Below are 18,339 nucleotides of genomic sequence, written 5' to 3' on the forward strand. Positions count from 1 at the left end.
TCGATGTCGCACCCGATCAGCTCGCCGTTCGTCGAGATCGACCGCGCCGATTGGGCGAGGCTCGCGCCCCACGTGCCCGACCCGCTCACCGAGGCCGAGGTGCGGCGCATCCGCGGTACGGGCGACCGGCTCGAGCTGCGCGAGGTGGCCGAGGTCTACCTGCCGCTGTCGAAGCTCATCAGCCTCTACCGCGACTCGGCCGCCCGCCTGCACCGCGAGACGACGGAGTTCCTGGGCGCACCGACGCATCCGACCCCCTTCGTGCTCGGCGTCGCCGGCTCCGTCGCGGTCGGCAAGTCGACGACCGCGCGGCTGCTCAAGGAGCTGCTCGGCCGCTGGCAGGGCGAGCTGCGCGTCGACCTCGTGACGACCGACGGCTTCCTGCACCCCAACCGCGTGCTCGAGCAGCGCGGGATCATGGGCCGCAAGGGCTTCCCCGAGTCGTACGACCGGCGCGCGCTGCTGCAGTTCATCACTCGCGTGAAGTCGGGCGAGGCCGAGGTGCGCGCGCCCGTGTACTCGCACCTGTCGTACGACATCGTGCCGGGCGAGCAGATCGTGGTGCGGCGCCCCGACATCCTCATCGTCGAGGGGCTCAACGTGCTGCAGCCGCCGCCGCCGGGCTCGCACCTCGCGGTCTCCGACCTCTTCGACTTCTCGGTCTACGTGGATGCGCGCACGCGCGCGATCCGGGAGTGGTACATCGAGCGCTTCTTCACGCTCAAGGCGACCGCGTTCCAGGACCCGCAGTCGTACTTCCACCGCTTCGCCGACATGACGGATGCGCAGGCGCGCGCGTACTCGTCGGACATCTGGGACTCGATCAACGGCCCGAACCTCGTCGAGCACATCCTGCCGACGCGCTCGCGCGCCGACCTCGTGCTGCGGAAGGACGACGACCACACGATCCGCTCGGTGCTGCTGCGGAAGGTGTAGCCCCACCCCCGCTGGTCGAGTCGCCGCGGAGGCGGCGCATCGAGACCCGGCTCCGCCCGAACTGACCGCTCACGGGCGGATGTGATCGCTCGGGGCCGCGCGCTACGGCGCCGGGACGCCCTCCACCACGTTCGGCGATCGCGCCGCGCGCGAGCGGCCGCTCTGCCCGAGGCGCACGAGCACGACGCCCGCGATGATCGCGGCGGCGCCGAGCAGCTGCGGCGGGGTCGGCAGGATCCACAGCAGCAGCGCGGTCCAGACGATCGCGAACATCGTCTCGGAGTAGCCGACGAAGCTCGCGAGGGTCGCGCCGAGCCGGCGTCCGCCGAGGATGCCGAGCACATAGGCGGCGGCGGTCGAGACGAGCACGACGAGCGCGACCACGACCCACATCGGCACCGTCGCGCCCGCGAGCACCACCGGCTCGGCGTTCGCCTCGAACGGCAGCAGCCCCGTGAGCGACGCGGCGCCGAGCACGATCGCGCCGACGATCATGCCGAGACCGGCGAGCGCGATGGGGTGCAGCTCGGAGTCGGGCTTCGACGCGACGACCCAGTAGGCGGCGTTGCCGATCGCCGAGCCGAGCGCGAGCAGCACGCCGATCGGGTGCAGCGCGTCGCCGCCGACGCCCGAGATGAGCGCGAGGCCGACGAGCGCGACGCCCGCGCCCGCGAGCGTGAGCCACGCCGGGGCGCGACGCGTGACGGCCCAGGTGGCGAAGACGAGCAGCACCGGACCGAGGAACTCGATGAGCAGCGCGAGCGAGGGCTGGATGTAGGCGACGGCGCTGAAGAAGGCGAGCTGGCACAGCGCGATCGCGAGCACGCCGAGCACCAGCACCTCCTTCCACGAGCGGGCAACCGCACCCCAGCGACCGCGCAGCAGCCACAGCGTCGGGCCCAGCAGCACGAGCGCGCCGCCCGAGATGCGCACGGTCGTGACGGCGCCGGAGGTCCACCCCGCGTCGAGGAGCGACGAGGCGAGGATGCCAGAGATGCCGAAGGACGCGGCGCTCGCGAGCGCGAACGCGAGGCCGATCGATCGACGAGCGTGCATCGGCGGGGCCCCTGTCTCGGTTAGCATCGTGCTGACGACGGCACGGTGTCACGACCGTCGGGCCTGACAGTCGCGATCCTAACCGAGGTCACCCAGTGTCGCTGCCGTATCCGAAGGAGCTCGTACGCTCGCTCGAGTTCATCGCCGAGCTCGCCAACCGACGCCGCGACGCGGAGCTCGAGACCGCCGTGAGCCTGCGCGAGGTGTGCGCTTCGTGGGGCTTCCCGGGCGCGAGCGGCGCGACGCGCGCCGACCTCGAGGCGACGTGGCGCAGGATCGACCAGATCGAGCGGATGTGGGACGCCGAGCGCGACGCGGTCGCGGCGATGGTGAACCGCATCTTCGAGCAGGCGAACGCGCGCCCTCGCCTCGTTCGCCACGACGACTTCGACTGGCACCTGCACGGGCTGCCGCACGGCGCATCGCTCGCCGACGCGATCGCGGTCGACGCGGCGATGGCGCTCGGCGACCTCGTTCGCCTCGACGACCTCGCGCGGTGCCGGCGCTGCACCGACGTGCGCTGCGAGCGGATGTTCTTCGACCTCTCGCGCAACCGCTCGCGCCGGTTCTGCTCGACGCGCTGCCAGTCACGCACGAACGTCGCGGCGTTCCGGGCGCGAGCGCTCGAGGCGTAGCAAGCGAGGGCGGCCTCCCAGCTTGCCGGGAGCATCCTTTCGCGCGTGGCAACGACCACGACCGAGGAGCCGGCGGGTCACTCGACGAAGCTGCAGCTCGGCATCACGACGCTGCTGCTGTTCGTCTTCGTCGTCGGCGACACGCTCGGTGCAGGCATCTCCACGCTCGTCGGCACGATGGCGGCCGACGTCGGCGGAATCCCATGGCTCCCGCTCAATCCTCGCGCTCGCCCCGCTCACCGCGGGGACCTACGCGGAGCTCACCACGAAGTACCCGCACGCGGACGGCGCCCCACGCTAGGCCGACCGGCGCTAGGCGCTGACCGCGAGCTCCGCGCGCACGAGCTCCGCGAGCTCGTCGGCGATCGACTGCGCGACGTGGTGCTCCTGCGCCTCCACCATCACGCGCACCATCTTCTCGGTGCCCGATGGGCGCAGCAGCACGCGGCCGTTCGAACCGAGTTCCGCCTCCGCGCGCGCGACGGCGTCGGCGATCGGCTGGTTGCCGCGCAGGCCGAGCCGGTCGACGCCCGAGACGTTCACGAGCACCTGCGGGTAGACCTCCATCACGGCGGCGAGCTCGCTGAGCGGCTTGCCGGTGCGCGCCATCTCGGCTGCGATCTGGAGCCCCGTCAGGATGCCGTCGCCGGTCGTGGCATAGCGGGAGAAGATGATGTGCCCCGACTGCTCGCCGCCGAGCGCGAGCCCGTACTCCCGGAGCGCCTCGAGCACGTAGCGGTCGCCCACGGCGGTCTGCACGAGCTCGATGCCATGCCGCTCCATCGCCACCCGCAGGCCGAGGTTCGACATCACGGTCGCGACGAGCGTGTCGTCGGTGAGGCGGCCGCGGCGCTTGCCCGAGAGTGCGAGGATCGCCATGATCTGGTCGCCGTCGACGACGTTCCCGTCGGCGTCGATCGCGAGGCAGCGGTCGGCGTCGCCGTCGTGGGCGATGCCGAGGTGGGCGCCCGAGGAGACGACGAGCTCGCGCAGCTGCTCGAGGTGGGTGGAGCCGACCTCGCGGTTGATGTTGAGCCCGTCGGGGTCGTTGCCCATCACGGTCACGCGCGCCCCCGCGTCGGCGAACGCGCGCGGGCTCACGCCCGCGGCGGCGCCGTGCGCGCAGTCGAGCGCGACGTGCAGCCCCTCGAGGCTCACGTCGAGCGTGCCGAGCAGGTGCACGAGGTAGCGGTCCTCGGCGTCGGAGAAGCGGCGGATCGTGCCGACCTCGGCGCCGATCGGGCGCAGCGGCGCCCCGGCGAGCGCGAGCTCGATCTCGTCCTCGACCGCGTCCGGCAGCTTGCGGCCGCCGCGGGCGAAGAACTTGATGCCGTTGTCGGGCGCCGGGTTGTGCGAGGCGGAGACCATGACGCCGAAGTCGGCGTCGATGTCCTGCACGAGGTAGGCGGCGGCTGGGGTCGTGATCACGCCGGCGTCGAGCACGTCGACGCCGCTCGAGGCGAGCCCCGCCGAGACGGCCGCGGCGATGAACTCACCCGAGACCCGGGGGTCCCGCGCGACGACGGCGACAGGGCGCCGCGACTCCTGCCGGGCGGTTCGCCCGAGCACGAGTGCGGCGCCCTGTGCCAGCGCCAGCGCCGATTCTGCCGTGATGTCGAGGCCTGCGAGACCCCGAACGCCATCCGTGCCGAAGAGGCGCGACATCGATCAGCGCTTCGAGTACTGCGGTGCCTTGCGGGCCTTCTTGAGGCCGGCCTTCTTGCGCTCGATGACGCGCGCGTCGCGCGAGAGGAAGCCGGCCTTCTTGAGCTCCGGGCGGTTGTTCTCGACGTCGATCTCGTTGAGCGCGCGGGCGATGCCGAGGCGGAGCGCACCGGCCTGGCCCGAGGGGCCGCCGCCCGAGATGCGGGCGATCACGTCGTACGAGCCCTGCAGCTCGAGGAGCGCGAAGGGGTCGTTGATGAGCTGCTGGTGCAGCTTGTTCGGGAAGTAGTCCTCGAGCGTGCGGCCGTTCACCGTGAACGAGCCGGAGCCGGGGACGAGCCGCACGCGGGCGATGGCCTGCTTGCGACGGCCGACGGCCTGGCCGCCGATGTTGACGACGCGGGGCGCGCGGGGAGCCTCAGCCGCCGGCGTCTCGGTCGAGAAGCTCTCGGGAGCCTCGATGGAGTCTGCGATCTTCGCCATGTCTGGTGTCTCCTCGCGCCCTACTGGGCGACCTGGTCGAACGTGTAGGGGGTCGGCTGCTGCGCCGCGTGCGGGTGCTCGGGGCCGGCGTAGACCTTGAGCTTCTTGATCTGGGCGCGGCCGAGCGAGTTCTTCGGCAGCATGCCGCGGATCGCCTTCTCGACGGTGCGGACGGGGAAGCGCTCGAGCATCTCCTCGTAGCCGACCGCCTTGAGGCCACCGGGCTGACCCGAGTGGCGGTACGCGACCTTCTTCGCGAGCTTCTGGCCCGTGAGCGCCACCTTCTCGGCGTTGACGACGATGACGAAGTCGCCCATGTCCATGTGGGGGGCGAACGTCGGCTTGTGCTTGCCGCGGAGCATCGCGGCAGCGTGGCTGGCCAGGCGGCCGAGCACCACGTCGGTGGCGTCGATGACGATCCAGTCGTGCTGGACCTCCGCCGCCTTGGGCGAATACGTGCGAGTCATTGGTTGCCTCACTGATCGAATGGATGGTCGTGAATCCCGCTCCGAGGTGTTGTCGCGGCGATGCCGGGCAACCATCCGGTGGAGGGCTCATTCGGGTGGGCACAGGCGTGCGCACCAAGGATCGAGCATAGCGGCACGATCCTCGGCAGGTCAACCGCCGGGTCGACGGCCCCTGGTCAGCGCGTGCGGGGTCAGCGGTCGATCGCGGGGTCGTACTCCTCGTCGTCCTCGTGCCAGACGACCTCGACGACCTCCTCGCGCGTCGCGGGCTCCTCGATCGCCTCGGCCTCGATCGAGGAGCCGAGCGCGAGGCCCTCGAGCGGGTCGACGACGGGGGCGGATGCGGTGAAGGCGTCGGGCACGACGGCCCGATCCTCGGCCGCGACCGTCAGCACCGCCGAGCCCGGCGCATCCGCCGTGGAGCCCGTCGCATCCGTGCCGCGGTCCTCGCCGCCGGCACTGCTCCACGTGCGCGGGTCTGCGGCGTCGGCGACGTGCATGAGCGACTGCACCTCGGCCATGAAGCCGGTGAGCTGGGTCTGCTGGTAGCGCAGGCCGCGAGCGCGGTCCTCGGCGTCGCGCAGGACGTCCTTCGTGTGCTTCGTGACGGTGTCGACGATCGCCTGCGAGCGCAGCCGCGCCTCGTCGAGCATCGCCGACGCGCGCGCCTTCGCGCTCGCCTCGATCTGCGCGGCCTGCGCCTTCGAGAGCTGCTCGTAGGCCTCCGACTGCTCGGCGACGTGCTTGGCGTGCGCGAGTGCCGAGGCGACCTTCTCGTTCGCGTCGGCGGTGATGCGCTCGGCGTGCGCGACGGCCTGGTTGTGCAGGCGCAGGAACTCCTGCTGCGCGTCGTCCTGCCGACGGGTGAGCGCCGCGTCGAGCTCGACCCGGCGCGCCTTCGCCTCTCGCACGATGCGGTCGGCGTCGAGCTTGAGGTCGTCGGTCTCGCGCGTCACCTGCGCGCGCAGCGCCGCGGCGGCGCGCTCGGCCTCGCCGAGGAGCACCTGCGCCTCGCGGTCGGCCTGCGCGACCTTCTCGCCGATCGAGCCGAGCTCGGTCTCGATGCGCGCGCGGTGCGCCGTCTGCTCCGTCTCGCTGCGGCGACGCACGAGCTCCGCCTCGTGCTGCGCCTCCTGCAGCACGCGCGCGGCCTCCTCCTGGGCGTCGCGGCGGATGCGGTCCCGGTCGGCGTTCGCCTCGTCGAGGATCCGCTGCGCGGCGCTCGAGGCGCTGTCGACGAGCGACGACGCCTGGTCCTCCGCGACCCGCAGGATCTCGGCGAAGCGCACGCGCGTCTGCCGGCCCTCCTTCGAGTCGTCGTCGTCGGCGCCCTCCTCGGCGTCGTCGTCGAGCGTCTGCACCTGCTGCGCGAGCCGCAGCATGCGCGCCTCGGCCTGGTCGGCGCGCGCGACGGCCGCGTCGAGGTCCTCGCTCAAGTGCTGCGCGCGAGCCTCCGCCTCGAGGCTGCGCGCCTCGGCCGTGCGCCGCACCTCGTCGAGCTCGACGCGCAGCGCCGCGAGAGCACCGTCCACCTGCTCGCGGTCGTACCCGCGGAAGACCTGATCGAACGACGACTGCTCCGTCATCACCACTCCTCGACTGGCCGCGCTGGGGTGCCGCCGCCTCCGATCCTACGCCGGGCGCGAACCGGCCTGGCCCGCCCGAGCGGCGCTCTGGGACGATGGACGGACATGGCACCCCACGGCATCATCTTCGACCTCGACGGCACGCTCACCGACTCCAAGCCCGGGCTCTTCGCGAGCCTCCGGCACATGCACGCGGCGCTCGGGTGGGAGCAGCCCACCGACGACGCGCTGCAGGCGTGGCTCGGCCCGCCGGTCGGGCAGAGCCTCAAGGAGGAAGGCCACGACGACGCGACCGTCGAGCGCGCGCTCTCGGCGTTCCGCGACCGGCTCGAGACCGGGCTGTTCGAGAGCGAACTCTACCCCGGCATCGATGCGCTGCTCGCCGACCTCGACCGCGACGGCACGCCCCTCGCCGTCGCGACCTTCAAGGTGCAGCCCGACGCGGAGCGCGTCATCGAGCACTACGGGCTCGGCCACCGGTTCCGCGGCGTGCACGGCCGCAGCCCCGAGCTGCTCGGCCACTCGAAGGCGGCCGTGATCGAGCAGGCCGTCGCGTCGGTCGGCCTCGACGCATCCGACGTCGTCATGGTCGGCGATCGCGAGCACGACATCGCCTCGGCCGCCGAGCTCGGCATCCGGGGCATCGGCGTCGCCTACGGCTACGGCTCGCGCGACGAGCTCGAGGCTGCGGGCGCCTGGCGGGTCGTCGACTCGGTCGGCGAGCTGCGCGACGCGCTGCGCTGAGCGAGTCGAGCGCGCTTCACTCCTCGAGGTCGGATGCGCTGCGTCGCGCCCGGGCGCGCTCGGCCTGCTGGGCGAGCCCCTCGTCTGGCGGATAGCCGACCGCGACGAGCGTGAGCCCGTGCGCGGGCATGAGCCCCGTGAGTGGCGATCGCTGCCGCTCGTCGAGCAGCGCCGCGGCCTGGGCGAGCCCCATCCGGCCCTCCCCCACCCGCACGCACGCCGCGACGAGCGCTCGCACCATCGAGTGGCAGAACGCGTCGGCGGTGAGCGACGCCGTCAGGAGCTGTCCCTCCCGCATCCACGAGAACTCGCGCAGCTCTCGGATCGTCGTCGCGCCCTCGCGTGGCCGGCAGAAGGCCGCGAAGTCGCGCAGGCCCACGAGCGCCTCCGCGGCGCGGCGCATCGCCTCGACGTCGAGCCCGTGCGGCACGTGCGCCGCGGTGCGGCGCTCGAGCGGATCGGCCGGACCGGTGACGATGCGGTAGCGGTAGGACCGCGAGACCGCCGAGAACCGCGCGTCGAAGCCGGGCGGCGCGAGCGAGACGGCGCGCACGACGAGGTCGCCCTCGGGGGCGGCGAGCCGCGAGAGCCGGTGGGCGACCCGCTCGGCCCGCTCGGTCGCGTCGGCTGCGAGCGCGTCAGGCACGTCGGCGTGCGCGACCTGCCCGCTCGCGTGCACGCCCGCATCGGTGCGGCCCGCGACCGTCACCCGGATCGGCTCGCGCGCGATCGTCGAGAGCGCACGCTCGACGACCCCCTGGCACGTGCGCAGCCCCGGTTGCGCCGCCCAGCCTGCGAAGCCGCCGCCGTCGTACGCGAGGTCGAGGCGGAGGCGGGGCATGCGCTCAGCCTATGCAGGCGAGCGGCCGCGCCGGTGCTCCGGCCGCCTGCCCACGGGGCTCGGAGGTCGCCTCGATAGCCTCTCGCCATGCCCGTCGCGCAGCCCTCGCCCATCGAGCACTACGCCATGATCGGCGACCGGTCGACCGCCGCGCTCGTCGGCCTCGACGGCTCGATCGACTGGCTCTGCCTGCCGCACTTCGACTCGCACGCGTGCTTCGCCGCGCTCCTCGGCGATCGACGGAACGGCCACTGGCGCATCGGCCCCGCAGCGCCCGCGACGACGACGCGCCGCTACCTGCCCGGGAGCCTCGTGCTCGAGACGACGCACGAGACCGCCGGCGGCACGGTGCGGGTCACGGACGCGATGCCGACGGGCGACGACCGCGCCGACGTCGTGCGCATCATCGAGGGCGTCGCAGGCGAGGTCGAGATGGAGCAGGAGCTCGTCGTGCGCTTCGGCTACGGCGCGGTGCCCCCGTGGGTGCGCCAGGTGCGCGACCGCGGCGAGGAGGTGCTCGTGGCGATCGCCGGCCCCGACCGGCTCGTGCTGCGCGGTGCCCCGCTGCCGCGCAGCGAGCACCACACGCACCGCGGGAGGTTCACGGTGCGCGCCGGCGAGCGGCTCGTGCTCGACCTCTGCTGGCAGCACTCCTGGCTGCCGATCGCCGAGCCCGTCGGCGAGCCCGAGGTGGTCGCGACGACGGTCGCGGAGTCAGCGGAGTGGCTCGCGGAGCTCGACTACGACGGCCCCTACCTCGAGGCGGTGCAGTCGAGCGTGCTCGTGCTGCGCGCGCTCACCGACCAGGCGACGGGCGGGATCCTCGCCGCCCCCACGACGTCGCTGCCCGAGGATCCGGGCGGCGTGCGCAACTGGGACTACCGCTTCACGTGGCTGCGCGACGCATCCCTGACGGTCGACGCGATGCTCGCCGTGCGGCTCGTCGAGCGCGTCGGCCTGTGGCGCGACTGGCTGCTGCGCGCGATCGCGGGCGACCCGCAGGACATGCGCATCATGTACCGCCGCGACGGCGGTCGCGACCTCATCGAGCGCGAGCTGCCGCACCTGCCGGGCTATGGCGGCGCACGCCCAGTGCGCATCGGCAACGGCGCCGCCGACCAGCGGCAGCACGACGTGCTCGGGCAGGTCATGCTCACGCTCCAGCGGCTCCGCGAGCTCGGCATCGCCGACAGCCACGACTCGTGGCACATGCAGCGCGCGCTGCTCGACGAGCTCGCGACCCACTGGCGCGAGCCCGACCACGGGCTCTGGGAGATGCGCGGCGAGCCGCAGCTCTTCACGCACTCGCGGGCGATGATGTGGGCGGCCTTCGACTGCGGCGTGCGCGCGGTCGAGGGCGGCTGCGACGGCGATGCGAGCCGCTGGGCCGAGCTGCGGGATGCGCTCCGCGAGGAGGTGCTCACGCGCGGCTTCGACGAGTCGACGGGGTCGTTCCGCCAGCACTACGGCACGAGCGACGTCGACGCCTCGCTCCTGCAGCTGCCGACGATCGGGATCGTCGAGCCGACCGACCCGCGCTTCCTCGGCACGATCGCGCGCATCGAGCAGGAGCTGCTCGTGGACGGGCTGCCGCTGCGCTACCGCACGACGGGGCTCGACGGGCTCTCGGGCGACGAGCACCCCTTCGTGCTGTGCGGCTTCTGGCTCGTGAGCGCCTACGCCGGGGCGGGTCGGCTCGCCGACGCGGCGGCGCTCATGGACCGGCTCGTCGCGCTCCGCAACGATGTGGGCCTGCTCGCCGAGGAGGTCGACCCCGCGACCGGTCGCCACTGGGGCAACTTCCCGCAGGCGTTCTCGCACCTCGGGCTCGTGCTCGCGGCGACCGACATCGAGCGCGCGCGAGCGGCCCAAGCACGACCGTGACGCGACGAAGGGCCCCGCTCTCGCGGGGCCCTTCGCTCGTGCGATGCGACTACTTGTTCTCGCGCGCCTGCGCCTCGGCCTGCGTCGCGGCGTCCTGCGTCGCGTTCGCGGCATCGGCGGCAGCGGCGTCAGCAGCCTCGGCGGCGACCTGCTCGCCCTCGACCGTCGCCTCCTGCGCCTCGGCGGCATCGGCCTCGGCGATCTCGGTCTCGGCGTCGGTCGACTCGACCTCGGCCTCCTCCTCGGCAGCCTCGGCGGACTTCGCCTCGGCGGCCTCCTGGTCGGCAGCGGCGGTCGACGCGGCAGCGGCGGCCTTCGACTTCGACGGCTTCTTCGCGACCGGCTCGAGCACGAGCTCGATCTGCGCCATCGGGGCGTTGTCGCCCTTGCGGTAGCCGAGCTTCGTGATGCGGGTGTAGCCGCCCTCGCGCTCCGCGACGAGCGGCGCGATCTCGGTGAAGAGCTCGTGCACGACGCCCTTGTCGCCGATCACGGCGAGCACGCGACGACGCGCGTGCAGGTCGCCGCGCTTGGCGAACGTGATGAGGCGCTCAGCGATCGGGCGGAGGCGCTTGGCCTTCGTCTCGGTCGTCTTGATCGACTTGTGCGTGAACAGCGCGGCCGCGAGGTTCGCGAGCAGCAGGCGCTCGTGCGCCGGACCGCCTCCGAGGCGGGGACCCTTGGTGGGCTTGGGCATGGTTCCTTTATCCCTTGATCGTCAATCGGCCCGCGTCAGCGAGCGTCCTCGTCGTAACCGCTGTAGAAGTGCGCGCCGTCGAAGCCGGGCACCGCATCCTTGAGCGAGAGACCGAGCTCGGTGAGCTTGTCGCGCACCTCGTCGACCGACTTCTGGCCGAAGTTGCGGATGTTCATGAGCTGCGTCTCGCTGAGCGCGACGAGCTCCGACACCGTGTTGATGCCCTCGCGCTTGAGGCAGTTGTAGGAGCGCACCGACAGGTCGAGCTCCTCGATGGGCGTCGCGAGCTCGCCCGAGCCGATGGCTTCGGCGGGCGCCTGCCCGATCTCGATGCCCTCGGCCTCGGCGTTCAGGTCGCGCGTGAGGCCGAACAGCTCGACGAGCGTGCGACCGGCCGACGCGATGGCGTCGCGCGGCGAGATCGCCGGCTTCGTCTCGACGTCGACGACGAGCGAGTCGAAGTCGGTGCGCTCACCGGCACGCGTCGCCTCGACGCGGTAGGTGACCTTGAGCACGGGCGAGTAGATCGAGTCGACCGGGATGACCCCGGCTTCGGCGAACTCGTCGCGGTTCTGAGCAGCGGACACGTAGCCGCGGCCGCGCTCGACGGTCAGCTCGAGCTGGAACTTCGCCGAGTCGTTGAGCGTCGCGAGCACGAGCTCGGGGTTGTGGATCTCGACACCGGCGGGCGTCGTGATGTCACCGGCCGTCACCGTGCCCGCGCCCTGGCGCGAGAGGTAGGCGACGACGGGCTCGTCGTGCTCCGACGAGACGACGAGCTGCTTGATGTTCAGGATGATCTCGGTGACGTCCTCCTTGACACCGGCGATCGTCGAGAACTCGTGCAGCACGCCGTCGAGGCGGATGCTCGTGACGGCTGCGCCGGGGATCGACGACAGGAGGGTGCGGCGGAGCGAGTTGCCGAGGGTGTAGCCGAAGCCGGGCTCGAGCGGCTCGATCGTGAACCGCGAGCGGTGCTCGGCGATGGACTCCTCGGAGACGGTGGGGCGCTGGGCGATCAGCACGTGTCGGTTCCTTTCGGTCGCGAGTCCGCTATATGACTCGCGTGTTCAGTGACGGCGGAATGCCGGGCAGGCGAGGATCGCCTGCCCGGCAGGAGCGACTAGTTGCGGCGCGGCTTCGGCGGGCGAACGCCGTTGTGCGCCTGCGGCGTCACGTCGTGGATCGCGCCGATCTCGAGGCCGGCGGCCTGGAGCGAGCGGATCGCCGTCTCACGGCCCGAACCGGCGCCCTTGACGAAGACGTCGACCTTCTTCATGCCGTGGTCCTGCGCCTGGCGCGCAGCCGACTCGGCGGCGAGCTGGGCGGCGTAGGGCGTCGACTTGCGCGAGCCCTTCATGCCGACCGCGCCACCCGAGGCCTGCGTGATGACGGCGCCGGTGATGTCGGTGATCGAGACGATCGTGTTGTTGAAGGTCGACTTGATGTGGGCCTGGCCCACGGCGACGTTCTTCTTGTCCTTCTTGCGCGGCTTGCGGACCGCGGACTTGGGAGCTGCCATGTTTCTCTACCTCCACGCGGCCTAGCGGCCGGCCTTCTTCTTGCCGGCGACCGTCTGCTTCTTGCCCTTGCGGGTGCGCGCGTTCGTCTTGGTGCGCTGTCCGCGCACGGGGAGACCGCGGCGGTGGCGGATGCCCTCGTACGAGCCGATCTCGACCTTGCGGCGGATGTCGGCGGCCACCTCGCGGCGCAGGTCGCCCTCCACCTTGAACGTGCCCTCGATGTGATCGCGAAGCGTCACGAGCTGCTCGTCGGTCAGGTCCTTGACGCGGGTGTTGCGGTCGATGCCGGTGGCCTCGAGCGTTGCGACCGACCGGGTGCGGCCGACGCCGTAGATGTACGTCAGTGCGATCTCCACGCGCTTCTCGCGCGGGATGTCGACACCTGCGATGCGTGCCATCGTGTGTCTCCTCAGGAGTATGAGAGGTGTGGAGCAGCGGAGGTGCCTGGGCCTCTCCCCAAGGTGTCACCCGGATGGGCTCTTACCGCTGCTGGGATGTGCACCGCAGTCCCGGTGGTCGAGCAGCCGGCGGAGCCGGCGTATCGAGACCTGGTCTCGGTGCGTGTTCAGTTGTGGGGTGTTGCTGTGCTTCGGATCTCGATACGCGCGACCTTCGGTCGCGCGCTACTCGATCTTGAGCGCTCCGCGCGCGACGCGGCGGAGCCGCATCGCGCGCTGTGCGCTCAACCCTGCCGCTGCTTGTGGCGGGGGTCCTGGCAGATGACCATCACGCGGCCGTGGCGGCGGATGACCTTGCACTTGCCGCAGATGGGCTTGACGCTGGGGTTGACCTTCATGTCTGCTTCCTCGCTGGCCTCGTGCTCGCGCGGACGCGCGAGCCGTTCCTTATCCAGCGACCGGGGCTACTTGTAGCGGTAGACGATGCGACCGCGGGTGAGGTCGTAGGGGCTGAGCTCCACGATCACTCGGTCGCCCTGCAGGATGCGGATGTAGTTCTGCCGCATCTTGCCGGAGATGTGTGCGAGCACGATGTGCCCGTTCGAGAGCTCCACGCGGAACATCGCGTTGGGGAGCGCCTCGCTCACCGAGCCTTCGATCTCGATGACGCCGTCTTTCTTGGCCATATCCTCTTCTACAAGTTCCTGGTCGCCAGTCATGCGAGTGGCGTGCGCAGAGGGCGCACGACACCAACGATCAACTCTACGCGCGGCGCCGTGGTTTGTGCAAGCCGGGCGTGTCGCTGCTTGGGTGCGGCCGCTACCGACGCCCGGGACGGGCGTCGGCGCTGGGGTCGCGGTGACGGCACGAAAGTGCCGTCACCCTTGAGCTCCACCGCGCTGCACCACGATCGACCCCCACAGCATCGCGCGATCGCGACGCGCACGCTTCGCCGCGTCGTCATCCATCGTCGTCGCGAACGACCGCGCGATGAGCGGACCGCCGGGCACGAGCGCTCGGACGGCCGCCTTCCGCAGGTCGCGCACCCAGCGCTCGTCGGCGCCGTCGACGACGTTCGAGACGGTGACGGCGTCGTAGGAGCCGGGCTCCGCGCGCTCGAGGTGGTCGAGCAGCGGCTCGTCGATCCAGGCAACGGCATCGTCGTCGACGCGTGGGAGGGCATGGCCGGGCATCTCCTCCCCCAGCAGCAGCCGCCACGCGAAGGGATTGCCGCTCGGCGGGTGCTTGCGGAGCGCGCGACCGATGCGGCCGCGGATCGCCTCGTCGAAGTGCGGCGGCAGGGGCGTCGAGAAGTCGCGCAGCACGAGCGCCGACAGCGCGCCGGCGGGCCCGAGCATGGTCTTGAGGATCGACGCGAGCGTGCGGTTGTCGAGGCGCGACCGCCAGTGCTCGGCGGCGCGGAGCGCATCGTGCTCCTGCAGGAACTGCCGCATCCGACGGCGGCTCCACTGGGGGCTCGCCGCGCGGACCATGCCGCGGCCGAGGTCGAAGAGCCGCTCAGCGGCGCCCGGCTCGAAGGCGCCGCCGGCGACGCGCCTGCGCGCGTAGTCGAGCTGCGTGCGGTTCGAGGTGATCGCCGAGACGCGGTGGCCCGCAGCCGCGAGCTCCGCGACGACCTCCCCGGCGCCCGCCGAGGCGAGCACGCGGCTCGCGGGGCGCAGCTCGGCGAGCTCGATCCGCGCATCCGCCCAGTCCCAGCCGTGCAGCAGTCGCTGCCTCGGGCTCGCGCTCGAGCGGCCGCGACGCCGGGACGTGCTCAGCACCACCGCTGCCGCCGCTCGATCGCCGCCGCATCCGCCGCCACCGCATCCATCGCCGCCGCATCCATCTCCACGGTGCCATTCTCGCCGATGAGGCGCCGCCGCCGCTCAGTGCGCTTGCGCCTCCCGGACGGCGCCGACCAGCCGCGCGGTCAGCGGGTGACCGTCGTCGAGCCCCGTCACCCGGGCGACGAACGCCGCGGGATCGAGCGAGCGCAGCAGCTCCTGGAGCTCGACCGCCTGCTCGTCCCCTGCCGCGTCGAAGCGCAGCGCCGTGCGGAAGGCCGCGATGAGCGCGTCGGCGGGCTCGCCGCGCTCGACGAGCTGCGCGGCGGGCTCGACGAAGCGCTCGTGGCGCGAGAGCTTCCGGAGCGGCTGTCGTCCGATGCGCTCGCACGTGTCGGGCAGCGCCGGGTTCTCGAAGCGGGCGATCGCCCGCGCGACGTAGGCGGCGTGCTCGGCCTCGTCGAAGCCGTGCTTCGCGACGAGCAGCCTCGACGTGTCGGCGAGCGCCGCCTCGACGGCCGCGCGGATCTCGGGCAGCTCGAGCGCGGCGGCGATCGTGTCGATGCCAGCGACCCACCCGGCGTAGGCGGTCGTCGCGTGGCCCGTGTTGACGGTGAAGAGCTTGCGCTCGATGTAGGGCTCGAGGTCGTCGACGAAGTGCGCGTCGCCGATCCGGGGCGCCGCGACCCCGCGGCGCTCGAAGGCGGTGCGGTCGATCGACCACTCGAAGAAGTCCTCCACGACGACGTCGAGGCCGTGCGGGTCCTGCGGCGGGATGATGCGGTCGACGGCGGTGTTGGCGAAGACGGCGCGGTCCGCGAGCTCCGGCGCCCCGTCGAGCACGTGCTCGCGGAGCGTGTCGGAGGCACCGATGGCGTTCTCGCACGCCATCACGACGACCGGCGCGCCCTCGCGCTGCTCGAGGCCGGCGCGGATCGCCGGCGCGATGAAGCGCATCGCGGTCGGCCCGACGGCGCACGTCACGACGTCGGCCTCCGCGACGGCGCGCGCCGCGGCCTTCGGGGCGGCGCTCGAGTCGATGCCCGAGAAGCCGGTGACCGTGTGGATGCGGGCCTCGGGCCCGACCTCCCGCACCTGGTACGCATCCGCCGCCTGCAGCATCCCGATGAGCTCGGGGTTGACGTCGACGAACGTGACGTCGTAGCCCGCGCGGTGCAGGATGAGCCCGACGAAGCCGCGGCCGATGTTGCCCGCGCCGAAGTGGACGGCGCGCATCACTCGTTGACGTCGCCGAGCAGCTCGAGGATCGCCGCCGCGTCGGGCGCCTCCTCGAGCTTCGCGACGTCGTCCTGCTCGGAGAAGACGATCGCGATCTTCGAGAGGATCTCGAGGTGGCCGCCGTCCTTGCCGGCGATGCCGATGACGAACTTCACCGGGTTGCCGTCCCAGTCGAGCGGCGCCTCGTAGCGCGCCACCGAGAGCGCCGATGTCAGGATCGAGTCCTTCGACTCGTTCGTGCCGTGCGGGATCGCCAGCAGGTTGCCCATGTAAGTCGACACGCTCGCCTCTCGCGCGCGCATCGCGTCGGCGTAGTCGGGCGTGACCGCCCCGGCGGCGACGAGCATGTCGGCCGCCTCCTGGATGGCCTCGTCCTTCGTGGTCGCTCGCGGGCTCGTGGTGATCTGCTCGAGGGTGAGGACGGGCATGGCGCTCCTTAGGCGGTCGTGTCGCTGCCGTCGCGATTGGCGCGCTGCACCATCTCGACGACCTCGTCGTACTTGGGGCTGTTCATGAAGTTGTCGACCGAGACGTGGGTGGCGCCCGGCGTGCGCTCGCGCGCGCGGTCGGTGAGCTCCTGCTGCGTGATGACGAGGTCGACGTCGGTCGCGAGCGCCGCGATGGCGACGTTCTTGACGTCGACGCCCTCGATGCCCGCCTTCTTGATCTTGTTGCGCAGCACGCTCGCGCCCATCGCGCTCGAGCCCATGCCCGCGTCGCACGCGAACACGATCGAGCGGATGGGCTGGTCCGTCGGGCGGTCGGGCTCGGCCGTCAGCGCGGTCGCGCCGCGCGTCGCGCTCGCGCCGGCGCCGCCGGCAGCCGCGAGCCCCGCGAGCGCCTCCGACGACTTGCCCTTGTTCGCCTGCGTCTGCGCGACTGCAGCGCCGAGCGCGTCGTCGCCGGCCGCCTCGCGCTCGAGGTCGCGCTTGCGCCCGAGCCGCAGGATGACCGCGCCGACCGCGAACGAGACCGCGGCGGAGAGCACGACCGAGAGGATGACGCCGAGGTAGCTGTCGCCCGCCGTCTGCGCCAGGACCGCGAAGATCGACCCCGGCGACGCGGGGGCCCGCAGGCCCGTCGCGAACAGCATGTTGGTCGCGACGCCCGTCATGCCACCGGCGACGACCGCGAGCAGCAGCGCGGGCTTCATGAGCACGTAGGGGAAGTAGACCTCGTGGATGCCGCCGAGGAACTGGATGACGGCCGCGCCGGGCGCGGTCGCGCGCGCGGCGCCGACGCCGAAGAACGTGAAGGCGAGCAGGACGCCGAGGCCCGGGCCGGGGTTCGCCTCGAGCAGGAAGAGGATCGACTTGCCGTCGGCCGCCGCCTCGGTGATGCCGAGCGGCGTGAGCACGCCGTGGTTGATCGCGTTGTTGAGGAAGAAGACCTTCGCGGGCTCGATGAGGATCGAGGCGAGCGGCAGCAGGTTCGTCTGGACGAGCCAGCCGACGGCGCCGCCGATGACGTCCATGATCCAGTTGACGACCGGGGCGAGCAGGTAGAAGCCGCCGATGCCCAGGATGAACGCGACGATGCCCGCCGAGAACATGTTCACGAGCATCTCGAAGCCGGCCTTGATCTTGCCGTCCCAGAGCGCGTCGAGCTTCTTCATCACCCACGCGGCGAGCGGGCCCATGATCATCGCGCCGATGAACATGTGCACCTGCCCGAGCTCGCCCTGCCCCTCGGCGGGCGGGTTGGCGGCGTTGAACTGCGCGATGAGCCAGTCGGAGCCGGCGATGACGCCGAGCGTCGCGAACGCGCCGACGACCGCGCCGCGCGCCTCGTAGACCATCCGTCCACCGGTCGCGGCGATGAGGATGGGCAGGAGGTAGTGGATCGTCGGCCCCACGATCGACGCGAGGCCCTCGTTCGGGAACGGGCCGTCGGCGATGAAGAGTGCCGTGACGATGCCCCACGCGATGAGCGCGGGGATGTTGGGCATGATCATGCCCGAGAGGAACGTGCCGAACCGCTGGACGCGGACGCGGGCGCCGCTGCCGGACGCCGTCGCTGCTGTGGTGGTCATCTCGGCTCCTGTGCTCGCTGGCGGATCAGGGCTCGCGGCGCCTATGCGTCGTGGTCGGTGGAGAGCAGCTGCTCGAGCTCGTCGAGCGCAGCCTCGTCGTCGGAGGCGATCGTGACGGTGTCTCCCTTGTTGACGCCGAGCGAGATCACCGACAGGATGCTCGCCGCGTTCACCTGCTTGTCGCCGACGGCGACGGTGACGGGGGCGGATGCCCTGGCGGCGGCCTGGGCGAACAGGGAGGCGGGCCGCGCGTGCAGGCCGTGGGACGACTCGACGGTGACGGTGCGCTCAGCCATGCTGCTCCTTGAGGATCCATCCGGCTGGACGCCGGTTGGCGCTCACGGTATCACCGGTTCCCCGGGCGTC

General features: G+C 72.0%; 21 protein-coding genes. 4 read left to right on the forward strand and 17 right to left on the reverse strand.

What is annotated here, in order from left to right; translation table 11 throughout:
* Positions 1–3: 3 nt before the first annotated feature.
* On the forward strand, positions 4–936 hold the full coding sequence (gene coaA, locus JSQ78_RS06840) for a type I pantothenate kinase (RefSeq protein WP_249295963.1): 933 nt from the start codon (positions 4–6) through the stop codon (positions 934–936).
* A 102-nt stretch (positions 937–1,038) separates the two neighbouring features.
* Here coaA and JSQ78_RS06845 read toward each other — a convergent pair whose 3' ends face one another.
* A complete protein-coding gene (locus JSQ78_RS06845) occupies positions 1,039–1,992 on the reverse strand; it encodes an EamA family transporter (RefSeq protein ID WP_211446610.1) in 954 nt (317 codons plus the stop codon).
* Between the two features lie 95 nt (positions 1,993–2,087).
* On the opposite strand from JSQ78_RS06845, the gene JSQ78_RS06850 reads away from it, so the two are divergent.
* A complete protein-coding gene (locus JSQ78_RS06850; protein ID WP_211446611.1) occupies positions 2,088–2,627 on the forward strand; it encodes a CGNR zinc finger domain-containing protein in 540 nt (179 codons plus the stop codon).
* A gap of 312 nt (positions 2,628–2,939) precedes the next feature.
* Here JSQ78_RS06850 and glmM read toward each other — a convergent pair whose 3' ends face one another.
* The 4 genes from glmM to JSQ78_RS06870 all read right to left on the reverse strand — a co-directional run bounded on the left by glmM (position 2,940) and on the right by JSQ78_RS06870 (position 6,828).
* The gene (gene glmM, locus JSQ78_RS06855) at positions 2,940–4,292 is read right to left on the reverse strand and encodes a phosphoglucosamine mutase (RefSeq protein WP_211446612.1); all 1,353 of its coding nucleotides are present in this window, start codon (positions 4,290–4,292) and stop codon (positions 2,940–2,942) included.
* 3 nt (positions 4,293–4,295) lie between these two features.
* The gene (gene rpsI / locus JSQ78_RS06860) at positions 4,296–4,775 is read right to left on the reverse strand and encodes a 30S ribosomal protein S9 (protein WP_026374231.1); all 480 of its coding nucleotides are present in this window, start codon (positions 4,773–4,775) and stop codon (positions 4,296–4,298) included.
* 20 nt (positions 4,776–4,795) lie between these two features.
* Positions 4,796–5,242, reverse strand: a complete 447-nt coding sequence (rplM, locus tag JSQ78_RS06865) for a 50S ribosomal protein L13 (RefSeq protein WP_211446613.1) — start codon at positions 5,240–5,242, stop codon at positions 4,796–4,798.
* Between the two features lie 191 nt (positions 5,243–5,433).
* Entirely contained in the window at positions 5,434–6,828 is a 1,395-nt protein-coding gene (locus tag JSQ78_RS06870; protein ID WP_211446614.1) for a coiled-coil domain-containing protein, read from the reverse strand.
* Positions 6,829–6,933: 105 nt separating this feature from the next.
* Between JSQ78_RS06870 and JSQ78_RS06875 the strand changes: the two genes are divergently transcribed.
* Positions 6,934–7,572 carry an HAD hydrolase-like protein gene (locus JSQ78_RS06875; protein WP_211446615.1) on the forward strand — a complete coding sequence of 213 codons (639 nt, stop codon included), beginning with the start codon at positions 6,934–6,936 and terminating at the stop codon, positions 7,570–7,572.
* 16 nt (positions 7,573–7,588) lie between these two features.
* Here JSQ78_RS06875 and truA read toward each other — a convergent pair whose 3' ends face one another.
* Complete coding sequence (gene truA / locus JSQ78_RS06880; RefSeq protein ID WP_211446616.1) at positions 7,589–8,413, reverse strand: tRNA pseudouridine(38-40) synthase TruA; 825 nt, start codon at positions 8,411–8,413, stop codon at positions 7,589–7,591.
* An 87-nt stretch (positions 8,414–8,500) separates the two neighbouring features.
* Here truA and JSQ78_RS06885 point away from each other — a divergent pair, with 87 nt between their 5' ends.
* Positions 8,501–10,297 (forward strand): glycoside hydrolase family 15 protein, encoded by a 1,797-nt coding sequence (locus tag JSQ78_RS06885; protein ID WP_211446617.1) that lies wholly within the window; start codon positions 8,501–8,503, stop codon positions 10,295–10,297.
* Between the two features lie 49 nt (positions 10,298–10,346).
* On the opposite strand, the gene rplQ is transcribed toward JSQ78_RS06885, so the two are convergent.
* From rplQ to JSQ78_RS06940, 11 genes are all read right to left on the reverse strand, one after another.
* The gene (gene rplQ, locus JSQ78_RS06890; RefSeq protein WP_211446618.1) at positions 10,347–10,994 is read right to left on the reverse strand and encodes a 50S ribosomal protein L17; all 648 of its coding nucleotides are present in this window, start codon (positions 10,992–10,994) and stop codon (positions 10,347–10,349) included.
* 35 nt (positions 10,995–11,029) lie between these two features.
* On the reverse strand, positions 11,030–12,019 hold the full coding sequence (locus tag JSQ78_RS06895) for a DNA-directed RNA polymerase subunit alpha (RefSeq protein ID WP_211446620.1): 990 nt from the start codon (positions 12,017–12,019) through the stop codon (positions 11,030–11,032).
* 98 nt (positions 12,020–12,117) lie between these two features.
* On the reverse strand, positions 12,118–12,516 hold the full coding sequence (rpsK, locus tag JSQ78_RS06900) for a 30S ribosomal protein S11 (RefSeq protein ID WP_211446622.1): 399 nt from the start codon (positions 12,514–12,516) through the stop codon (positions 12,118–12,120).
* 21 nt (positions 12,517–12,537) lie between these two features.
* Positions 12,538–12,915, reverse strand: a complete 378-nt coding sequence (rpsM, locus tag JSQ78_RS06905; RefSeq protein ID WP_211446624.1) for a 30S ribosomal protein S13 — start codon at positions 12,913–12,915, stop codon at positions 12,538–12,540.
* A 284-nt stretch (positions 12,916–13,199) separates the two neighbouring features.
* The gene (rpmJ, locus tag JSQ78_RS06910) at positions 13,200–13,313 is read right to left on the reverse strand and encodes a 50S ribosomal protein L36 (protein WP_211446625.1); all 114 of its coding nucleotides are present in this window, start codon (positions 13,311–13,313) and stop codon (positions 13,200–13,202) included.
* Between the two features lie 66 nt (positions 13,314–13,379).
* The gene (gene infA, locus JSQ78_RS06915) at positions 13,380–13,601 is read right to left on the reverse strand and encodes a translation initiation factor IF-1 (protein WP_021010861.1); all 222 of its coding nucleotides are present in this window, start codon (positions 13,599–13,601) and stop codon (positions 13,380–13,382) included.
* Positions 13,602–13,793: 192 nt separating this feature from the next.
* Positions 13,794–14,699 (reverse strand): class I SAM-dependent methyltransferase, encoded by a 906-nt coding sequence (locus JSQ78_RS06920; RefSeq protein ID WP_211446627.1) that lies wholly within the window; start codon positions 14,697–14,699, stop codon positions 13,794–13,796.
* A gap of 105 nt (positions 14,700–14,804) precedes the next feature.
* Positions 14,805–15,938, reverse strand: a complete 1,134-nt coding sequence (locus JSQ78_RS06925) for a mannitol-1-phosphate 5-dehydrogenase (protein ID WP_211446629.1) — start codon at positions 15,936–15,938, stop codon at positions 14,805–14,807.
* Positions 15,938–16,369, reverse strand: a complete 432-nt coding sequence (locus JSQ78_RS06930) for a PTS mannitol transporter subunit IIA (RefSeq protein WP_211446631.1) — start codon at positions 16,367–16,369, stop codon at positions 15,938–15,940. Before JSQ78_RS06930 ends, JSQ78_RS06925 begins: the two co-directional genes overlap by 1 nt.
* 8 nt (positions 16,370–16,377) lie before the next feature.
* Positions 16,378–17,973, reverse strand: a complete 1,596-nt coding sequence (locus JSQ78_RS06935; protein ID WP_211446633.1) for a PTS mannitol transporter subunit IIBC — start codon at positions 17,971–17,973, stop codon at positions 16,378–16,380.
* Between the two features lie 41 nt (positions 17,974–18,014).
* Positions 18,015–18,269 (reverse strand): HPr family phosphocarrier protein, encoded by a 255-nt coding sequence (locus JSQ78_RS06940; RefSeq protein WP_211446635.1) that lies wholly within the window; start codon positions 18,267–18,269, stop codon positions 18,015–18,017.
* Positions 18,270–18,339 lie beyond the last annotated feature (70 nt).

The sequence above is a fragment of the Agrococcus sp. Marseille-Q4369 genome, from assembly GCF_018308945.1.
Classification (GTDB): Bacteria; Actinomycetota; Actinomycetes; order Actinomycetales; family Microbacteriaceae; genus Agrococcus.